The 19,522-nt window shown below is 63.0% G+C and carries 15 protein-coding genes and 2 tRNA genes; 7 read left to right on the top strand and 10 right to left on the bottom strand.

Features of this window, described 5'->3' with window-relative positions:
* Positions 1–155 precede the first annotated feature (155 nt).
* From C5N93_RS00550 to C5N93_RS00540, 3 genes are all read left to right on the top strand, one after another.
* Positions 156–1,616: an MFS transporter gene (locus C5N93_RS00550; RefSeq protein ID WP_242557891.1), complete on the top strand. Its 1,461-nt coding sequence runs from the start codon at positions 156–158 to the stop codon at positions 1,614–1,616.
* A gap of 52 nt (positions 1,617–1,668) precedes the next feature.
* Positions 1,669–2,346 carry an aspartate/glutamate racemase family protein gene (locus C5N93_RS00545; protein WP_242557890.1) on the top strand — a complete coding sequence of 226 codons (678 nt, stop codon included), beginning with the start codon at positions 1,669–1,671 and terminating at the stop codon, positions 2,344–2,346.
* Positions 2,347–2,481: 135 nt separating this feature from the next.
* On the top strand, positions 2,482–3,840 hold the full coding sequence (locus C5N93_RS00540) for an MFS transporter (protein ID WP_242557889.1): 1,359 nt from the start codon (positions 2,482–2,484) through the stop codon (positions 3,838–3,840).
* Between the two features lie 69 nt (positions 3,841–3,909).
* Here C5N93_RS00540 and yiaY read toward each other — a convergent pair whose 3' ends face one another.
* Positions 3,910–5,058, bottom strand: a complete 1,149-nt coding sequence (gene yiaY, locus C5N93_RS00535) for an L-threonine dehydrogenase (RefSeq protein WP_242557888.1) — start codon at positions 5,056–5,058, stop codon at positions 3,910–3,912.
* 188 nt (positions 5,059–5,246) lie between these two features.
* Positions 5,247–6,767, bottom strand: a complete 1,521-nt coding sequence (locus C5N93_RS00530) for an aldehyde dehydrogenase family protein (RefSeq protein WP_242557887.1) — start codon at positions 6,765–6,767, stop codon at positions 5,247–5,249.
* 335 nt (positions 6,768–7,102) lie between these two features.
* Here C5N93_RS00530 and C5N93_RS00525 point away from each other — a divergent pair, with 335 nt between their 5' ends.
* Positions 7,103–9,070 carry a sigma-54-dependent Fis family transcriptional regulator gene (locus tag C5N93_RS00525; protein WP_242557886.1) on the top strand — a complete coding sequence of 656 codons (1,968 nt, stop codon included), beginning with the start codon at positions 7,103–7,105 and terminating at the stop codon, positions 9,068–9,070.
* A 36-nt stretch (positions 9,071–9,106) separates the two neighbouring features.
* Here C5N93_RS00525 and C5N93_RS00520 read toward each other — a convergent pair whose 3' ends face one another.
* From C5N93_RS00520 to C5N93_RS00500, 5 genes are all read right to left on the bottom strand, one after another.
* Positions 9,107–9,577, bottom strand: a complete 471-nt coding sequence (locus C5N93_RS00520; RefSeq protein ID WP_242557885.1) for a CreA family protein — start codon at positions 9,575–9,577, stop codon at positions 9,107–9,109.
* A gap of 174 nt (positions 9,578–9,751) precedes the next feature.
* Complete coding sequence (locus tag C5N93_RS00515) at positions 9,752–11,191, bottom strand: CsgG/HfaB family protein (protein WP_242557884.1); 1,440 nt, start codon at positions 11,189–11,191, stop codon at positions 9,752–9,754.
* A 33-nt stretch (positions 11,192–11,224) separates the two neighbouring features.
* Positions 11,225–11,875: a hypothetical protein gene (locus C5N93_RS00510; protein WP_242557883.1), complete on the bottom strand. Its 651-nt coding sequence runs from the start codon at positions 11,873–11,875 to the stop codon at positions 11,225–11,227.
* Between the two features lie 39 nt (positions 11,876–11,914).
* The gene (locus C5N93_RS00505; RefSeq protein WP_242557882.1) at positions 11,915–13,045 is read right to left on the bottom strand and encodes a hypothetical protein; all 1,131 of its coding nucleotides are present in this window, start codon (positions 13,043–13,045) and stop codon (positions 11,915–11,917) included.
* Positions 13,045–14,238 (bottom strand): hypothetical protein, encoded by a 1,194-nt coding sequence (locus C5N93_RS00500; RefSeq protein ID WP_242557881.1) that lies wholly within the window; start codon positions 14,236–14,238, stop codon positions 13,045–13,047. Before C5N93_RS00500 ends, C5N93_RS00505 begins: the two co-directional genes overlap by 1 nt.
* A gap of 321 nt (positions 14,239–14,559) precedes the next feature.
* On the opposite strand from C5N93_RS00500, the gene C5N93_RS00495 reads away from it, so the two are divergent.
* From C5N93_RS00495 to C5N93_RS00485, 3 genes are all read left to right on the top strand, one after another.
* Positions 14,560–14,635, top strand: a tRNA-Ala gene (locus C5N93_RS00495).
* 17 nt (positions 14,636–14,652) lie between these two features.
* Positions 14,653–14,728, top strand: a tRNA-Glu gene (locus C5N93_RS00490).
* 153 nt (positions 14,729–14,881) lie between these two features.
* Entirely contained in the window at positions 14,882–15,106 is a 225-nt protein-coding gene (locus tag C5N93_RS00485) for a hypothetical protein (RefSeq protein ID WP_039393487.1), read from the top strand.
* A 75-nt stretch (positions 15,107–15,181) separates the two neighbouring features.
* On the opposite strand, the gene C5N93_RS00480 is transcribed toward C5N93_RS00485, so the two are convergent.
* Genes C5N93_RS00480 through C5N93_RS00470 form a run of 3 tightly spaced genes read right to left on the bottom strand, consistent with a single transcriptional unit; the run spans position 15,182 to position 19,513 of the window.
* Positions 15,182–16,321 (bottom strand): acyltransferase, encoded by a 1,140-nt coding sequence (locus C5N93_RS00480; RefSeq protein ID WP_242557880.1) that lies wholly within the window; start codon positions 16,319–16,321, stop codon positions 15,182–15,184.
* A gap of 36 nt (positions 16,322–16,357) precedes the next feature.
* Positions 16,358–17,347: a DUF6492 family protein gene (locus C5N93_RS00475; protein WP_242557879.1), complete on the bottom strand. Its 990-nt coding sequence runs from the start codon at positions 17,345–17,347 to the stop codon at positions 16,358–16,360.
* Positions 17,348–17,365: 18 nt separating this feature from the next.
* Positions 17,366–19,513, bottom strand: coding sequence for a hypothetical protein (locus tag C5N93_RS00470; protein ID WP_242557878.1), 2,148 nt, complete (start codon positions 19,511–19,513; stop codon positions 17,366–17,368).
* Between the last annotated feature and the right edge of the window lie 9 nt (positions 19,514–19,522).

The following is a 19,522-nucleotide window of genomic DNA, read 5'->3' as shown; positions in this document are numbered from 1 at the left end:
TCGCCCTGACGGTCGCAAAAGCGTCGGGTGAAACCCTGATATGAAAAATAATTTTCAAAAACAAATAATTTGAAAAAATATTAACAAAACAGGATTCACCGAGGGCGAGGCAAATCGGTCGCAAAGGCGCCAGTCACGGCGCAGGGAGTTTTACGATGGGCGCAGAAGTGGTCGTATCCTCGTCGGAACCCAGGTTGCAGCAGCTCGAACGGGCGCTCGACGACATCGGGGTGACGCCGTCACACAAGAAAATCCTCGCGCTGATCCTGTTCGGGGTGTTGTTCGACGTCTTCGAGCAAAACGCCGTCGGCCTCGTGGGGCCGTTGTTGCGCGAGTACTGGGGCATCTCGGCCACGCAGATCGGTTTTCTCAACACACTGACCTTCGGTGCGGCGGCCATCGGGCGGCTCGGTTCGGGCTACATCGCCGACCGCTACGGGCGTCGCACGATGCTGAGCATCAACCTGATGCTCTTCACGCTGGGCGCGCTGATCTGCGCGCTTGCCACGAACTACTCGATGCTCGCTGCCGGACGCTTCATCGTCGGCTTCGGGCTCGGCGGCGAGATCTCGATTGCCGTCACGATGCTCGCCGAGTTCTGCTCGTCGCGCTTCCGTGGTGTGGCCGTAGGCGCGATCAACGTCGCCGGGGGCGGGTTGGGCAATATGCTCGCGCCCGCGTTCGGGCTGGCTGTCTTCGCGTTTTTCCCGGGGCCGGATAGCTGGCGCTGGCTGTTCGGCTGTCTGGTGCTGCCGGCATTCTTCGTGCTGCTGTATCGCCGCTTCATTCCGGAGACGCCACGCTTTCTGCTCTCCAAAGGTCGTGTGGAAGAAGCTAACCGCGTGCTCAACGTCCTGGCGTCGGGCAAGCTCGGCAAGTCCGCAGGCAAGGACGCCAGGCGTTACCTGAGCGAAGCCGTGGCGGGGGCGCATCGTGCCGAAAAAGTCCGTCTGAGAGAGGTGTTCGTCGGACCGCTGGCGCGCCGCACGGTGGCGGTCGGTATCGCAGTGTGCATGACATACGGTGCACAGATTTCGGTGCTCACGCTCATGCCGACGATTCTCATGGCGCAGGGCTACACGCTGAGCAAGAGCTTCGTGTTCACCATCGTGATGCAGTCGGGCAGCTTGCTCGGTGCGATCACCGCCTCTTACTTCGGCTTCCGTTTTCCCCGCAAGCGCGTACTGACGCTCGGTGCCATCGCCGCGTGCGTGATCGGCCTGTGCTTCGGCTTTCTGTCGAAGTCGCAACCGCTGATCCTGGCGTTCGGTGCAGCGTTCCAGTTCTGCGTGCTGTTGCTCAACACGTCCATCTGGATTTACGCACCGGAGCTTTACCCAACACGTGTGCGCGCCTTCGGCACGGCATTCATTCTGGCACTGGGCACGCTGGCAGGCGCCGCAATGCCGCTGGTTGCCGGACGTGTATTCGATCAGTACGGCATTGGCGGCATGTTCGGGATGATGGCCGGGATGTATGCCGTGTTCGCCATCGCGCTGACCTTCGCACCGGAGACGTTCGGCAAGCCGATCGATGTCCCGGAAGCGCCGGGCGATACCGATACGCCGACTGGCGGTCGTTCGGCGACAGACGTGTCGGCATCCGCGACTTCCTGACGTCTCCTGATATTTCCGCAGCGTTTGCTGCTCACGACTCGCCGAGAATTTCATGACACATATCCTGCTCATCAACCCCAATACGTCGACGGCGACGACGCAAATGATGGTCGACATCGCACGCGCTTATCTCGCGAGTGCGATGACGTCGCCACCGGCGGTCATCGGTGCGACGGTCGCGCGCGGCGCGCCGATGATCGTCGACGAGCGGGATCTGGCCGTGGCGGCAGACGCCGTGAACGACCCGGACATCGTGGCACTCGCAGCGCAGGCGGACGGGGTGATCGTGGGGGCCTTCGGCGATCCCGGCATCGAGGCGCTGCGGGCACAACTGGAAGTTCCGGTCGTAGGCATCGGCGCGGCGTCTGTGCGTGAGGCTGCGACCGGCGGACGACGCTTCGGCATTGCCACGACGACACCGCACCTGGCCGAGTCGATTGCATCGAACGTCAGGAAACTTGGACTGGGTGCGAACTTCACCGGCTCGCGATTCACGACGGGCGATCCCCTCGTATTGGGCGATCAGCCGTCGCAGTTGGAGCGCGGTCTCGCCGGCGCTGTCGAGGCCTGCCTGCATGAAGACGGCGCGCAGGCCGTGGTGATCGGCGGCGGACCGCTGGGCGAGGCGGCGCAGGCGTTGGGTGAGCGCTTCTCGACACCGGTGATCGGGCCCGTCCCCGCCGCCTGTCGTGCGTTGCTTCAGGCAATGCATCTGGGCGAAGCGGCCTGACGCCGCAACGCAGCGTTCTATCGTCATGAGACCTCGATCGAACCGTTAGCCGATCACATCACGACATCGACGTATCACACCGCGCGCGGCCGAAAGAATGCGCGTCGGACCATGCTGCTCCGGGGAGGAGTCGAAATGAACCCACCGTTACCTTCGCGCGCTGGCGACGCAAGCCACACGTTTGCGAATTCATCGCAGGACATGCTCGATCCGATCTACAAGAAGATCATGTGGCGGATCATCCCGTTCATCTTCGTGCTGTGGATGCTGGCGTGGATCGATCGCGTCAACGTGGGCTTCGCGAAGTTGCAGATGCAGCAGGATCTCGGCTTTAGCGAGACGGTGTACGGCATTGGCGCGGGCATCTTCTTTCTCGGCTACTTCTTTCTGGAGATTCCGAGCAACTGGCTGCTGTTGCGCATTGGTGCGCGGCGTACGCTCGCACGCATTACGCTGGGCTGGGGCACGATTTGCGTGCTCATGATGTTCACGCACTCGCCGGCCTACTTCTATGTGATGCGGTTCCTGCTGGGCGCGTTCGAAGCGGGCTTTCAGCCGGGCGTACTCCTTTATCTGACGTTCTGGTTTCCGGCGCACCGTCGCGCGAAAGCGTTTGCGTGGTTCATCTCGGCGTCGGCGGTCTCGTCGGTCGTGGGCGCACCGCTGGCCGGCGCGATTCTGAACGGCATGCATGGCGTGAACGGTTGGGCAGGGTGGCAATGGCTGTTCCTGCTCGAAGGGGTGCCGACGGTACTCGCCGGGATTCTGGCGGTGTGGTTCCTCGTCGACAAGCCCGAACAGGCAAGCTGGCTGTCCGAACAGGAAAAGCGTCTGCTTCAGGCCGATCTGGAAAAGGACCGCAAGAGCGCGGGAAAACGTGAGCACAGCTTCATGCTGGCCGTGCGCAGCCCGAAGCTGTGGCTGCTCACGGGCATCTACTTCGGGATCGTGGCGGCTAATGCGACGCTGTCGTTCTTCGCGCCGACCATCGTGCGTGCGCTGGGACCGACGAATCCGTTGCACATCGGGTTGCTCGTGGGGGTGATGTACGTGTTCGGCGCGATCTTCCAGATCGCCATCGGCTACAGCGCAGACAAGCGACGCGAAGCGCGCATGCATTGTGCGATCCCGGTGTTCGTGGGGGCGTGCGGACTGGCGGGTGTCGGGTGGTTCGCCGGGAGCAACGGTGTGGCGGCCTTCCTGTGCCTCGTGGTTGCGGTGTCGGGCACGATGGGGGCGATCCCGGTGTTCTGGCAGTTGCCGAACGCTTATCTCGCGGGCGGTGCCGCGGCGATGGGCGTGGCGTTCATCAACTCGGTAGCGAATCTGGCCGGGTTCGGTTCGCCGTATCTGCTGGGCATCGTCAAGGACACGACGGGAAGCTTCAACGGCGGCCTCTGGATCGTGGCGGCGCTCGAAGCGTTCGTCGCCGTGTTGATCTGGTGGCGGATGCGTCGGCGCGAGCCGGTTCCGGGCGCTCAGGCGATGGCCTGAAAGGTAACAAAAAAGGGCTACGTGACGTCACGTAGCCCATGTTCGTTTCAACTGCTCAGTCGCTGCCCATCAAAACGCCTGCAAGAAAATGGCTTCGATTTCCGCCTGCTCGGCACGACGCGGGTTCGTGAAGCCACAGGCGTCCTGCATGGCGTTGGCCGCCAGCGTGGGCACGTCGGCCTCCTTCGCGCCCAGTTCTGCGAGACCCGACGGAATGCCGATGTCCTTCGACAGACGGCGGATCGCGGCAATCGCGACCTTCGCGCCCTCTTCGTCGCTCAAGCCATCGACCTTCTCGCCCATCGCCTGCGCGATGTCCTTCAGACGCCCGGCGCTGGTGCTCGCGTTGAACGCTTCCACGTGCGGCAGCAATACGGCATTACACACGCCGTGCGGCAAATCGTAGAACCCGCCCAACTGGTGCGCCATCGCGTGCACATAGCCCAACGACGCATTGTTGAACGCCATGCCCGCCAGGAACTGCGCGTATGCCATGTTCTCGCGTGCGGTCATGTCATCGCCGTGCGACACCGCGCGCCGCAGGTTCTGCGAGATCAGCGTAACGGCCTTGAGCGCGCACGCATCGGTAATCGGGGTGGCTGCTGTCGATACGTAGGCTTCGGTCGCGTGGGTCAGGGCGTCCATGCCGGTCGCCGCCGTGAGGCCCTTCGGCATCGCCGCCATCAGTGCCGGATCGTTGACCGACAGCAACGGCGTGACGTTACGGTCGACGATGGCCATCTTCACATGCCGCTTTTCGTCCGTGATGATGCAAAACCGTGTCATTTCGCTCGCCGTGCCCGCTGTCGTGTTGATGGCGACGAGCGGCAATTGCGGTTTCTTCGAGCGGTCGACACCCTCGTAATCCGAGATATGGCCGCCGTTGGCCGCGCACAACGCGATGCCCTTTGCGCAGTCGTGCGGCGAGCCGCCGCCGAGCGAGATCACGAAGTCGCACTGGTTCTGTTTGAGGATCGCCAGACCGGCTTCAACGTTGGCGACGGTCGGGTTCGGCTTCGCGCCGTCGAACAACACCGACTGAATGTCTTGCCGCGTCAGCAGCTTCGCAACCTTCTCGGCTACGCCCGCTTTGGCGAGGCCGGCGTCGGTCACGATCAGGGCGCGACGGAAATGGTATTGGCGCAGGGCGGCCATCGCTTCGCCGAGGCTGCCGACGCCCATCATGTTGACGGCGGGAATGAAGAATGTCGTGCTCATCGTCATGCTCCTTGTTTGTTCTGTGAGGGGCACACCGCGTGCGCGCTAAGGCGCACAGCAGGGAGGATGCGCGGTGCCCAGAATCATCTTTCGCAGGCATCAAAGACAGCATCGCACTCGTCATGCGATGCGTCTTTGATCTGCTGCAAGGTCAAGCGGAACTAGAGGCACTACTCGGGACGTTCGACTCAGAAGAAGCCGAGCGGATTGACGTCGTAACTCACGAGCAGATTCTTCGTCTGCTGATAGTGATCGAGCATCATCTTGTGCGTTTCACGGCCGATGCCCGACTTCTTGTAACCACCGAACGCCGCGTGCGCCGGATAAAGGTGATAGCAGTTGGTCCAGACGCGTCCGGCCTGAATGCTGCGGCCCATGCGATAAGCGCGATTGATGTCGCGTGTCCACACGCCTGCGCCGAGTCCGAACTCCGTATCGTTCGCGATGGCGAGCGCTTCGGCTTCGTCCTTGAATGTCGTTACACCGACGACCGGACCGAAGATTTCTTCCTGGAACACACGCATGCGGTTATCGCCCTTGAGCAGCGTCGGCTGGATGTAGAAGCCGGTGGCGAGCGGTCCGTCCAGCGTCTCGATCCCTCCGCCCGTGAGCACCTGTGCGCCTTCCTTGCGCGCGATGTCGAGGTACGTGAGGATCTTGTCGAATTGCTGCTGCGAGGCCTGTGCGCCGACGGCTGTGTCGGTGTCGAGCGGATCGCCGCGCTTGATGCGCTCGACACGCTTCATCACCACTTCCATGAACGGCTCGTAGATCGATTCCTGCACCAGCGCGCGCGACGGGCAGGTGCACACCTCACCCTGATTGAGGAAGCCCAGCACGAGACCTTCTGCGGCCTTTTCCACGAACTCGGGCTCGCCGCGCATGATGTCGTCGAAGAAGATGTTCGGCGACTTGCCGCCCAGCTCGACCGTACTCGGAATCAGGTTGGCGGCGGCACGCGTGAGGATGTGGTTCCCGACCGGTGTCGATCCGGTGAACGCGATCTTGGCGATGCGCTTGCTCGTCGCCAGCGCCTCGCCGGCCTCCTTGCCGAAACCCTGCACGATGTTGAGCACGCCGGGCGGCAGCAGGTCGCCGACCAGTTCGGCGAACAGCGTGATCGTGAGCGGCGTTTGCTCGGCGGGCTTGAGCACCACGCAGTTTCCGGCGGCGAGCGCCGGTGCGAGCTTCCACGCGGCCATCAGTAGCGGGAAATTCCACGGAATGATCTGACCGACGACACCCAGCGGCTCATGGAAGTGATACGCGGCCGTATGCTCGTCGATCTCGGCGGCGGTGCCTTCCTGTGCGCGGATGCACCCGGCGAAATAGCGGAAGTGGTCGACGGCGAGCGGCAGGTCGGCAGCGAGCGTTTCGCGCACCGGTTTGCCGTTATCCCACGTCTCCGCCACGGCGAAGCGCTCCAGTTGCGATTCGAGACGATCGGCAATCTGCAACAGAATGCGCGAGCGCGCCTGAACGGACGTCTTCCCCCATTTGGCGGCCGCGGCGTGTGCCGCATCGAGCGCCAGTTCGATATCGGCGCCATTGGAGCGCGGGAATTCGCCGATGACTGCGCCGGTCACGGGCGAGGTGTTGACGAAGTAACGACCCTCCACCGGGGGCACGAATTTGCCGCCGATGAAGTTCTCGTAACGCGGTTGCAGGGTCAGCAGGGCACCGGGTGTGCCGGGAGGCGTGTATCGCATGTTGTGTCTCCGGATATCGTTGTGTTGGCAGCCGGTCGTTCGCCGGCCACGCCAGAGGCACCAAGCAAGTCGCGGGCCACCCGGGCCGGATCTCGCGTTGACGCCGGTCCGCCCGCTTTTTCGGCGCGTGTTGCGGTGCAACGTGTGCCGAATCCGTGACACGTTTGTCCCGTCCCGTGACACCCTCTGTATCGCGGGCGTGACAGCCTGCCCGAGGCCCTCAATCGGCTGGCGCCTTCCGATTGACATCGCGCATTGCAAACGCCCCCGGCATGGGAGATGCTTCGGGAACGACGACAAGATCATCAGATCACCCGGCACGGGGGAGACGACCAATGCCACCAACTACCGAGTCCGCACACGCGCGTCGTGTGCTGAGTGTCGCGCAGGGCCAGCCGCCGGCGGGCGGCCCTGCGACCGATCCGAACATCGCCAGCTCGTGGCGACGCTGTCTCGACACGCACGCACTCGATCCGGGCGCGCGCATGGCGCCGCGCGTGCTCGAATCGTCGCAACTTCGTGAGCGGCGTAGCGCGATGGAGCGCCTGCGTCATGTCTCCATGCCCGTGCTGGAACGGTTGCAGCGTCAGTTGATGAATCCGCGTCAGGCGGTGCTGTTGACGGCGCCGGATGGCGTGATCGTGGATTCCCGCCTGCACGACGGCACGCGTGACGCCTTTCACCGCGCCGGTCTGTGGCCCGGGGCGGACTGGAGCGAGTCGTGCGAGGGCACGAACGGTATCGGGACGTGTGCCGTCGAGCGAGCGCCCGTCATCATCTGCCAGCAGGATCACTTCCGCGCGCTGCACACGCCGCTCACCTGCACGGCGAGTCCGGTATTCGCGCCGCAGGGCGATCTGCTAGCGGTGATCGATGTGTCGTCCACGACGGCAGACGTCACGCGGCAGAGTCAGTTCCATACGCTGGCCCTCGTCAATCTTTCGGCCAAGGTCGTGGAGAGCGAGTATTTCTTTCAGCACTATCGCGACGAATGGCTGCTGCAATTGCAGGAGCAGGCCGATCATCTCGGTGGATTCGCGCAAGCCCTGCTCGCGTTCGACGATGCGGGCCGCGTGCTCGCCGCGAATCAGAGTGCGCTGAACTGTCTTGGGGCGACGCGAGAGGAGATCGTCGGCACACGGATCGACCGATGGTTTGCGCAGACGCTTGACGCGCTGGTCGCGCAGGCGCATCCGTCGCCGAGTGCCTGCTGGCCGATTCGCACGAGTGCAGGGGAAGCGCTGCTGGCGATGTTGCGTGCGCCCGCGCGTGCCAATCGTGGCTTGCCGGGGACATCGGCCACGTCGGCAACGTCGCATGTTGTATCGAAGCCCGCTGCGCGGGAGACGATCGCACCGTTCACCGATCCCGCGTTGTCACGCGCTTTTTCTCGCGCGTGCCGCGTGTTCGCGCACGACGTGCCGGTGCTGATTCGCGGCGAAACAGGCAGCGGCAAGGAAGTGTTCGCGCGCGCTGTCCACGAGAGCAGTGCCCGCTCGGCGGGACCGTTCGTCGCGTTGAATTGCGCGGCGATTCCGGAGTCGCTGATCGAGAGCGAGTTGTTTGGTTACGTGGGCGGCAGCTTCACGGGAGCGCGCAAGGAGGGGATGAACGGCAAGCTGTGGCAAGCGAACGGCGGCACACTGTTCCTCGACGAGATCGGCGACATGCCGTTCGCGATGCAGACACGTCTGCTGCGCGTGCTGGAGGAGCGCACCGTGTCGCCGCTCGGTGGCGGCGATCCGGTGCCGCTGGACATTCGCGTGCTCAGCGCCACGCACCGCGATCTGGCCGACCGTATTGCCGAGCGGCAATTCCGCGAGGATCTGTTCTATCGGCTAAGTGGACTCGAAGTGACGGTGCCGCCGCTGCGTGAACGCGAAGACAAGATCGACCTGATCCAACGTCTGCTGGCGCAGGCCGGGGCGCACGGTCAGCATGGCGCGATTGAACTGACGCAGGACGCGCAGGCGTGCCTGTGCGGCTACGGCTGGCCGGGGAACGTGCGTCAGATGCGCAGCGTGATCCGGACCTTGGTGGCGCTCAGTGAAAGCGGCATCGTCACGCTCGACGATTTGCCGGACGAGTTGCGTGAAGCGCAGGCGTTGGGTGACGCCCGGATGTCGGCCAAAGCGTCCCCGGACGAACCGTTGGAAGCGCCGTTGGAGGCGGCAGAGCGTCAGGCGTTGCGTGCTGCGCTCGACGCGTGTCAGGGGCAGGTGAGTGCCGCAGCGCGACGGCTCGGGGTGAGCCGTAACACGCTGTACCGCAAGCTCAGGCGTTTCGGGTTGCTGCGTGGTTGACGACGGCTGTGCAGTGGCCGCGCGGGCGCCGTCGGCTCACTTCATCGGGATCGCTGTGGCACGATCGACAGGGACAGCGGTCACGCTGTTCTGCGGCGAGCCGTCGATGAGCTTGTCGGAGTAGGTGAGGTAGACGAGCGTATTACGTGTCTTGTCGACCATGCGCACGATGCGCAGTTTCTTGAACAGGGGCGACAAGCCCTCGGAGAAAACTTCCTCCTCCTTGGGCAGTGGTCCCGAGAACGAAATCGGGCCGACGGGGCGACAGGCGATCGAGGCCTCCGCCTTGTCTTCGGCCAGACCGACCATGCCCTTGAGGCCGCCGGTCTTCGCGCGTGAGACGTAACACGTCACACCGTGCACTTTCGGATCGTCGTAGGCGTCAACGACGATCTTGTGATCCGGTCCGAGAAACTTGAATGCGGTGCTGACGTCGCCGATTTTCTCGGCATGCGCCCAGCCTGCCGTGAGCGTTAGCGTCAGCGCCAGCGCGACTGCTGTTTTCATGAGAGGGTCCCGTCAAATGGCATGAGCGTGCACAAACGTGCATAAGCGGCGACGATCGCCGGCCATGCCGCGTTGCGGATTCTACTCGCCCCGCGTGACGGCGGTCGTCACGGAACCTCTCGCGACTTGCAGTCGCGCGCCGTCACCCCGGAACGAGGCGACGGCTGTCGCGAATTACCACTTGTCGTCTTGCGCGGGCGCTGCCTGTGCACCAGCCGCCGACGAGGTCTTCTTCGTGGCTTGTGCGACCTTGGCCCCCACCGCAGCGCCCGGCGAGGCTTGCGCACCGGACGGTGCGTTGGCCTGCTGCGTCGGGCGTCCCGCTACCTCGCCACGCACCTGAAGTCCGGCGATGGGCAGCGTGTCGAGGTTCAGGCCCGGGCGCACGTTATCGAGATGCCCGTAAGACAGGTTCTGCGTTACGCGCTCCACGACGAGTTCGCAGCACGGGTTCTCGGTACGGCCGAGGCTTTGCCCCGTCTGCGGATCCTTGAACTCGTTGCCCATCGCCACCACGGCGTAACGATTCCCTTCACGCAGTGCCTGTCCCCCCTGACTGACGACGACATTGGTGCCATCGCGCGCAAGGACCGTGATCGGGAACGTCGATTGCAGGATCGCGCTCACGATGGCCTTGCTTGCCTGATCCGTCATTTCGGTGAGAATGCGCTGGCTGTCGACGCCGGTGCCGAGCGTGGTCGGCGCCGTCGACGGCATCGCATTGCTCAGCGAACCGGCCGCCGTAACCTGACGCGTCGCCACGTTGACCATCTTCTGCGAGAGCGCCCAGCCTCCCGAATAACTCACCAATTGGCGGTCGCTCGTACGCAACTGGCGCGCAAGGCGCGTGTAGTTGAAGGCACTCACGCGCGCGCTCCACACCAGATCGGCGCTGGCGGCTTGCGAGAGCTTCGTGAGTTCCGCGCTCGGCGCCTGACCGGACGCAATGATGTCCAGCTCATGTTCGATCTCGGGGCTCATCTCGCGATCCAGCACCGCGAAGCGACCCGTTTGCACCAGCGCGTCGCTGACTCGCTGGCGGAGCACGGCGGCGACTTCGCTCGATGGCACCGTCACGTCGCCCATCGGCAGACGGTCCTGCGGGAAGACGACCGGCCCGATCACGACCTTGAGCTTTTGCATGTCGGCGGACGGCTTGAACTTGGCGATGTCGGCTTCGATGGTCGCCTTGAAGCGTTTATCGATGACGCCCGGTTCGTCGAGGCTCAGTACGCGCAAATGCTGAATGACACCGCCCGAGCGTTGCTGGACGATGTCCGCGAAAGCGTTCGCGCGCAGCGACGCCGAATCCTGATTCAGGCTGACGTCGAGACCGTACTTCGCCACGACGGATTGCGCCTGCACGACGGCGCCGTTGACTTGCAGCAAGGCGAGCTTCATCGCTTCGAGCGTGGCTTCGCCGGCCGTACCGCCGAAGCCGACGGCCGTCACCTTTTCGGTTTCGACCTTGCCGACGTCAGGCACGGGCGCTGCGGCAGATGCCGACGCGGCGGCAGGTGCGGCTGATGTCTGGGGAGCATCGGCTGCCTTCTCGGAGCAGCCGGCAATAAAAAAGAGGGCCGCAAGGGCCCCCGTGAGCGAGTTACGCATCATGTCGTTGTTGTGTGGTGTGTCGGCTTTCCGTGCTTACAGGGCGGCCAGTGCCTTCGTGGCGTCCGACGGCACTTCGATACCGTTGCTGCGGGCGAAGTCGATGGCGTTCTTGAGCGCCTTGCCGGCTTCCGTCACCGAACCCGGGAAGTTCGACACCACATAGGCGGCGCCGCCCAGCGACGTCAACGCCATCGGCGATGCGCTCTTCATGTTGTTGCCCATCGACGTGACGTCGTTGCGCATGCCGGCGTAGTGCACCATGCCGAGCGCCAGATGGCCGAGACCTTGCGCGAAGGTCTTCTTCGAGGCGTCGTCGAGCACCGGCTTTTCCTTGAGCTTCGCAGCGATCGCGCCGCTCGTGTCACCCACGGCGTTCACGGCCTTCGATGCCGAATCCTTGTCCTGCGTCGAGCCCGACGACAACTGCGAGACGACGGCAGCAGCCTGCTCGGCTTGCGTCTTCAGACCCAGGGCTTCACCCATCTTGGCGTTGGCGTTGAGCACGTCGACGTTGGCGGCGACGTAGTTCTTCACCAGGGCGGCTTGCTGCCCGCTCAGATCGACCGAGCTGTCCGACTTGCTACCGCCGCCGACCAGGCTGGTCAAACCGCCGAGTTGGGCGTACGAGGCACCCGAGGCGCCAACGAGAGCTGCGGCAACGGCGCAAGCGATGATCTTCTTCATGAACTTCTTCTCCGCGTAGGGGATGGTTGAGTACGGCATTTAGCGCAAGCTCAGATTGGTGATCTGGCTGGTGAGCTCGCGTGAGGCGTTGTTCGCTGCCAGACGCAGCGCATTGGTACGGGCTTCTTCTTCGGTCGGGCCCGTGCCGGCGTACTGCACCGGGCCGACGGAGGCGACGGTGTCGGGGATGGTCTGGCCGATGTCGAGGAGCTTTGCGTTGACGGTGACTGCCACGCGCATCAGACCCGAGTTCGGATCGCGATCGGCCAGGCCGACGTCCAACGTGCCCAACGCGATGTAAGCCATCTTTGCCACGCGCATGCCCGACACCATCGACGCGAGTGTCGCGGGCTTCAGATCCATGCCGCTCTTGTAGTCGTTCTCCACGTTGGCGACCTTGAACTGACCGCCGGTGTAGGGCTCGACAAGCGCAGCTTCGTTGACTTTGAAGCCGGCCTTGGCGAACGTCGAGGTAAAGACTTGCGACAGGTTGGCGCTGGGAATCAGCCGGAAGGTCGTGTCGGTCGCGCGGCGGGTGGTGCTGCCACCGGTTTCGACGGACGCGGTACTGTGCACGGAAGCGCCCATTCTGGCGTTCGTCGACGCGTTGGTGCCGATCTGATTGCCACGAATGCTCTCGCCTTCCACGCCTTGTTCGGAAGCGCTGACTTGCGCGTTCACATCGACCTTGCGATCGACGCGCTTGTACACGCGATCGTCATAGGCGCGCGAGGTGCCGACTTCGCGCGACACGAAGATGAAGGCGAGCGGCGAGCGCGCTGCCGGGCCGCCCTTGACGACGGCCGAGTTCGATTTCACCGCGTTGCGCAGATTCGCCACGTTCAGCGAGACGCGCACGGCCACGGTGTATTGCTTCTTGTCCGAGTTCTCGTCTTCGGCAAGGATCGTCGAGTCGAGAATGTAGCGATCAGGCTCGGCGAGAATCTTCTGGCGAATCGCGTCGAAGTTCTCCGACTCGGCCTCGCCGGCCTCGGCGTAGTAGAACTCCACGGCCTTCATTTGCGCGGCGGACAAGGCGCGCGCCTTGTCGTCACGCGAAATCGACCAGCCTTCATAGGTCACGGTCGCCTTGCCTCGCGCTTGCTGCACTTGCGACATGGCGCTCGATGCGAACAGCGCCGCAGCGAACAGCAGAATCAGTTTCTTCATCACTTGCATAGCTTCATCAGTCCCATCGTCTTGTCGATTTGCGACGAAATGTCCGACGCCGAAGCGGCGGACTTCACCCATGACGTGTCCGTGCCTGCCACCGATTCGGCAAGTTTCACGAACAGGCCGTTGACGGAGTCGTAGTACGCGGGGAAGTCGTCCACCCACGTTTGTGACGCCGGTACCGGTTTCACCTCGCCGTTCTTGAGCGACGTATTGAGATAGGTCGCACCGGTCAACGGCTCGCGAATGGCGACATCGGCATAGCTGCCATAGATGTATGCGGTGCCGACGGCGTTCTCGCTGTACTTGATCTTCCGGAAGTTCTTCAGCGTGACGTCGATCTCGTAATCGGGCTGAGGCAGCTTCAGGTTGTAGACCGTGCCGTCCATGATCTGCATCGACATCACGTTGCCGATGGCGTAGCCCTTCGAATACGGCACGACCGGCACGCCGATGCGCGTGGAGATGGCTTCGCTGACCATGTCTGCCACCCATGTCTGTGCGGCGGCAGGTGTTGCCTTCAGGTAATCGGGCAGCACGGCGGCGGCTTCCGGCGTGACGTCGACGTGCGTGACTTGCAGATAGCGCGGCGCCTGATCGGGTAGTTGCGCCTGTGCGACGGCCGAGGCGAAGCGTGCGTACAGACCGGGTTTGCCGTTGGCGCCGTCGTAGACCATGCGCACGCGCTCGAGCACCTCGGCGCGCGTGGGTTCATGGTCGAGGTTGTCGACGTAGCCGAAGCTGACCGGGTACGAGCGCAGCACCGTCATCGACTTGAAGTCGAAGAACAGTACCTGCCCGCGCAGCAGAACGAAGAGCTTGCGAATGGCGCCGAACCGTTCGACGGAGACCGTCTCAGTATTGATGACGAGCGAGACCACGAGCGCTTGATCGCGCCCCTTGAGTTGGTCGATCGGACCGGTGGTCAGCTTGAAGTGTTGTGCGGGATTCTGATTCACCGCAGCAAGCAGGCGCTTGTACGGCGAATCGCCGGCCGCTTTCAGGCCGGCTTCGTAAGCACGTGAATAAGGAAATCGTTTGTCGATGCTGGCGGCGTCGCCGCCGTAAGCGGCCCCCGCGAAGGTCACGAGCTTGTCGGTGACCTGAGCCTGCGCATGCCCCGCAAACGTCATCGAAAATGCCATCGAAATCGCGACGGCAAGACGGAAGAAATACCCGCCGGCTTTCATATTGTTATGCTCCCCACCGTTCCCCGTGTTGCGCCCGCAATGGCGAGCGCGAGTTCGCGGAATACTGGATTACTAACGATTTGCCGTCAATCTATTGCGTAGTCATGCTATCTAATTTGATAGGTGCTCGACTGTCTTCATGTAGGTGTGAAGTAGGGATATCGAAGGAGGATTAGCGCGAGGCGAAGAATGTTGTGATCGTGTGGTTTTCGTGTCGTCAGGCAAGCGGCCTCGTCGGGAGCGGATGGGCCTCCGGTGGGGGATGCAGGTTCAGGTGTTGCGGGTTTTGTTGAAATGCGCTATAGTCACGCCTCTTCGCGCGGGGGTATAGCTCAGCTGGGAGAGCGCTTGCATGGCATGCAAGAGGTCAGCGGTTCGATCCCGCTTACCTCCACCAAACGAATGACGATTTTTGTCCCCTTCGTCTAGAGGCCTAGGACATCACCCTTTCACGGTGAGTACAGGGGTTCGAATCCCCTAGGGGACGCCATCCAACGGTAGCGGTGTGACAATCGACACATCGAAGCCGACCGGCGTCAGATTCGCTAACGCGATATGAACGCGGTAACGCGGTACAAACGCAGTACAAAGTCAAAAAAGCCGGGTGTCTTCACGACATCCGGCTTTTTGCTATGGATCTCCGATGAGCAAACCTGCCCTGACCCTCAAGTTCAAGTGCACCAAGTGCGCGAAACCCGTCACGCTGTATTTGCAGAAGACGACCGCCTGCTCGCATATCACGCCCTATCAGGGCTGGTGCAAGTGCGGCCAGTTGATGCGCCACGCCACGGGCGACAAGGATGCCGTCGCGTCGTTCGTCGATTCGATGGATCCGCTCTGGTCGCATCACCACCATCATCATCATTGAGCCCTGCGGGCGCGCACGGCGTCAGCCTGCCGCGCGCCTTGTTCACCCGACGCCGGATCGACCGCCCGGCCGTCGTCAGCGCGCCTTCTCGGGAGCGCCGATCCAGGCCAGACGTCGCCGAAGGAACGTCTGCGCCGGTGCTTCCCACACCCGGAAGACGACTCGGGCGAGCGCGAAAACGACGATCAGATACGCCGCCAGGAACCACGGGCTCATCGCCGCCGTCGCGCTGGACATCCCCAGCCGTTGCAGCACGATCACGGTCGTGAGTTGCAGCGGGAAGTGAATCAGATAGCTGGAATAGGTCGTATTGCCGAGATTGGCGATGGGCGCCGCCAGCCGCTCCGGTATCCACGGCTCGATGGCATGCAGCAGCACGATCGAGACCGGCGCGATGACTGTCGCCGCCAGATACTTCGTGCCGCCGAAGAGCGCGCACACGACAATCAACCCCACGTACGCCGCACAGCACAGCAACACCGTCGCCGGACGGTGCGCTTCGATCACGTCGCGCAACCGCTCGTAGAGCAGATGCACTGCGCCGCCCATGAAGAAATAGAAGGCGCAGAACACGATGTTCGCTTCGCTGCCCTTGACGTGCTGATGGATCAGCAGACCACCTGCGGCGGCCGAAAGGCACATGATCGCCAGCGTCCACGCCAGTCCGATGCGGAAAAAACGCGCCAGCAGGAAGAACGCGACGTAAATCACGATTTCCGTCGACACACTCCATACCGGCCCGTTGAACGAGTCGGTGTAAGGCGTGAGCCATCCGGACGCGAAGATGACGTTGACGAAAAAGTCGTACGGCGTGTTGTACGGATAGATGAAGAACGCCGCATTGTGCTGCACGTAATACGCCTGCAATAGCGCCACGGCGACGAGCGTCACGATGTGCAGCGGATAGAGCCGCGAGAAGCGATTCAGGAAGAACAGACCACCGGAGACCTTGCCTGCCGCGATCTTCGTCAGATAGCGATTGAAGAAGATGAAGCCGGAGATCGTCCAGAAGACATTGACCCCGAGCCATCCGAAATCGTAGAACGGATGCAGCAGCCCGTAGAGCGGCTGGGCGCTGCGAACCACCTCGATGGATGCCGTTTGCGGCTGAAAGAAGAAATGCTGGTAATGCCAGATGAGCACCGCGAACGCGCTGAAAAATCGCAGAATCTCGATGCCGACCATCCGGCCTTTGGCGCTGCCCGTACTGCTCATCGAATCGGGTCCTGTTGATCTTTGGGACGGTTGGCGTTATTTGATGCCCGCGCCGTTGCCCAACACCTTCTTGAGCATCTTGAGTCCCTTGCGTACGACTGCCGAGTACAACTCCGCGCCCTTGAGTGCCGGATCCACGTGCCGCTCGTACGGCTGAATCTGGATCGGGAAGTACGGAGACAGCTTCGCCACGACCTGATCGAGCGGGATCTTCGTGTTGCTCTGAACCACGGCGAACAGCCCGTCGCTCTCCGGCGCGAAGTAATGCGCGGCGTCCCACTCCTGCATCTTGTCGGCAAACCACACGCTTTCGTCGGCGTGCAGCGTGCGCTGCGGCGGCACCGCTTGCGTGTGGTACTTGTCGAGCAGTCCGGCGCGCTCGGCGTTGAGCCAGTACAGCGTGTATTCCGTCCAGTCGATGGCGTAGTTCGCGAGCAGCACGCGCTTCCAGTCGGTGCCGTTCACGGCTTCGAGCCGCTCCTGCAACGACAGGCACAGCGAGCGCGAGAGCGTCGCGGGCGTCCACCAGACCCCTTCACGGTCCAGATGCGGTTCGACGTCGAGCAGCTTGGCCGACGCCTCCCAGTAATACGGCTCGACGCTGCGCCCCTTGAGGTGCGTGATCGCCCGTCCGTCGGAGATCAGCGAGTCGTAGTCGAACGCGTGCGTGGCGAAGCAATCCGGATCGAAGATCAGGAAGTACTCGGTCTCGATCCATTCCGGCGCGTTGATCTTGATGATCTGCTGCCGATGCCAGTTGCGAATCTGGTGCCGCTGCGAGAACTCGTTGAACGCGCCCATGTACAGCGATTCGTCGATTACCTCGATGGGGAAGTCGGACCACGCCTTGGCGTAGCCGCGCACTTCCTCGACTTCGTCGTGCGGCACGATGATCACGAAGCGATGGAACAGGTCCGGCGTCGTGAAGTGGCGCAGCGACGAGAAGAGGATGTCACAACGGCCGATGTTGTCGGCGTAATGCCTTCCTCGGGTCTTGATCGGCAGGATCGCGCTGATTTGTTGCATGATGGTCTGAACCGACGGCTAGAAGAACCGGTAGATGAAGCTCGGAATATATCCGCGACGATGCGTGAGCGCCACACCGATGAGTCGTCCGCCTGCGTCTTCCACCTGCGCCTTGAGACCGGCGATGACCGGTTTGCGCGTGGCTTCGGCGCGCACCACGAGCACCGTGGCGTCGGCCAGCGACGCGTTCTCGATGCCGGTGAACGACTGGCTCGACGGCGGAGCATGCACGACGATGTAGTCGTGCGAGTCGCGCAGCGCGTCGAACAGGCGGGTGACTTGCTGCCACGACGACGGAATCGCGCCGCTGCGCGGCTGCGCCACGACGATGTTGTGACCCTCGACGCGCGTGAAGACGATGTCCGCAAGCATGCCATTGGATTCGTCGGCGGCGACCGGCGCCGTGGCATCGGTGCTTGCCGTGCCGCTGCCGCCATTCGACGGCCATGCCAGCAGCCCTTGTGCGTTCGGCTTGCCATACATCGGCGCGTCCGGCGTCGAGGCGATGTCCAGAATCAGGATCGGCTTGCCCGAGCGGTGTTCCAGTTCGCTTGTCAGACCCTGAATGACGGACGAGAGGCCATCGTTTTTGCCCGTCGACAAGGCCATGACGACCTTGGCATGCGCGCTGGTGCTGCTGTTGATCGCAGCGATCATGCGGCCGTAAGCCAGGTGAGCGGGACGTGAGTAGGCGGGTTCCGCGTTCGCGACGCCAGCCGCCATCCCCCCAGCGGCACCTGCCACACCCGCTGCCGCACCACGCCGTTCACCACCGAGCAGGACCGGCGCATTCACCACCGGCAACAGCAGGGCACGCTCGACTTGTTCGGGGCTCAGGAAGGTCTCACGCAGGCTCGACAGGATCAGCACTGTCAGTGCGGAGAGCAGCAAACCGGCGGCAATCGAGGCGGCGATCAGCAGACTGGCCGACACGCTGCGTTGCGACGGCGGGAACGGCGCCTGAATCACGCGCACGTTGGTGCCGTTGATCTGGCTGACCTGACCCTGCTGCACCCGCGCGAGTTCGACCTGACGCGAGCGGTCCTTGAAGCTGTCTGCCAGAATGTCGCGACGCGCCTGCAACTGGCTCAACTGGCTCGACACGTCGCTCATGCCTTGCAGCTTGTCGCGCGTTTCCTTGATCTGCGCATCGAGCGCAGCCTGTTGCGCGAGACCTCCGGCAATGCTCGCGTTGAGCACCGCCAGACGTTCCTGCACTACGTCGTAGTAGTTGTTATGACCGAGACGTGTCGCGGTCATCATCTCCTGACGCTGCTTCGCGATGTTCGCGCGCATGTCGGCGATCTGCTTGTCGAGCTGCACGACGAACGGGGACGTCGCCATGTAGCGCGACGCGTAGTCCGCACGCTTGTTCTCGAGTTCGCTCAGCGAGCCTTGCAGGATGTTGATCGCGCGGCTGGTCTCGGAATCGTCCGTGTAGATCGGAATCGTCGAGCGCACTTCCTTCGTGGACGTTTGCAGCGACTTCAGTTCACTGCGGTCCTGTGCGAGTTTGGCATCCGTCTCCAGCTTGCGCTGCACGAGCTGAGATTCGAGCAGCACGGCGCGCGAGGTCTGGTCGTCGATCTTCACGATGCCGTGTTTCTTCTGGAACGCGAGCAGATCCGCGTCGGCCTTGTCGAGTTGCTTGCCGACATCGTCACGCTGGCTGACCAGCAGATTGACGCGGCCCGAGGTGAAGATCGAGGCGCGCTGGCGGAAGTACTTGTCCAGCAGACGGGCGAGCGCATCGGCTGCCGCCTTCGGATCGGTGTCCGAGTACGTCAGCGTGATGGTGTTCGCGAGATCGTTCTGCTCGATATGCAGGCGTTTCTCGAAATTCTGCAATTCGCGGTCGATGTCGCTTGCCGTCGCGCCGGGGCCGAGTTTCGACAGAATGACGTCGCGATGCAGTTCCGGGCTCGACAGAATCTGCGCTTCCACGCCGTTGAGCTGTCCCGGCGGGGGTTGCAGCGACACGCCGCCGTTCGGATTGTTCGTCTGGTCGTAGTAGCCCGCATTGAGGACGAGCAGTGTGGCCTGTGCGCGATACGGAATCGGCACGAAGAGCGCCACGAGCACGCCGAGCGCCACGATGGCGAGGAACACCGTCGTCGCGATCTTGCGGTAGTAAAAAAGGGTGTTGAGATAATCCCGGATCGTCACGTCGACGAC

It is taken from the genome of Pandoraea sp. LA3 (assembly GCF_022696215.1).
GTDB lineage: Bacteria > Pseudomonadota > Gammaproteobacteria > Burkholderiales > Burkholderiaceae > Pandoraea > Pandoraea capi.
The sequence above is the reverse complement of the archived record's forward strand: the minus strand, read 5'-3'. Positions and strand labels throughout refer to the sequence as shown.